This window comes from Streptomyces sp. SID5910 (assembly GCF_009862125.1).
Lineage (GTDB): Bacteria > Actinomycetota > Actinomycetes > Streptomycetales > Streptomycetaceae > Streptomyces.
In genome coordinates this window covers 1-450 of record NZ_WWHX01000656.1, presented here as the reverse complement: position 1 = coordinate 450, position 450 = coordinate 1, and the positions used below count along the sequence as shown (strand labels likewise).

Sequence of the window (450 nt, the reverse complement as noted above, 5' to 3'; positions counted from 1 at the left end):
CGGCCGGCTCACCGACGACGCCCGGCTGGTGACCGCCCTGGCCCGCACCGCCGCCGCGCACGGCGCCCGGATCCTGACCCGGGTGCGGGCGCTGGAGCTCACCGGGTCCGGCGCCCGGATCCGCGACGAGGTCACCGGCGAGGAGGGCCTGATCCGCGCCCGCGCCGTGATCAACGCCTCCGGGGTGTGGGCCGGCGGCCTCGTGGACGGCATCCGGATCCGGCCCTCCCGCGGCACCCACCTGGTGCTGCGCTCGGAGCACCTCGGCCCGCTGCCCGCGGGACTGCACGTCCCGGTCCCCGGGGAGACCAACCGCTTCGTCCTCGTCCTGCCCCAGGGGGACGGCCGGGTCTACGTGGGACTGACCGACGAGCCCGTGGACGGCCCGGTCCCGGACGTCCCCGAGGTCCCGGAGACCGACATCGGCTTCCTGCTTGACGTGCTCGGCTC

At 76.9% G+C, this 450-nt stretch carries 1 protein-coding gene; it reads left to right on the top strand.

Annotated features, from left to right (window positions below; genetic code table 11):
* Positions 1-450 (top strand): FAD-dependent oxidoreductase (locus GTW67_RS22905; RefSeq protein WP_161166689.1); only part of this gene is annotated, 450 nt, incomplete at both ends.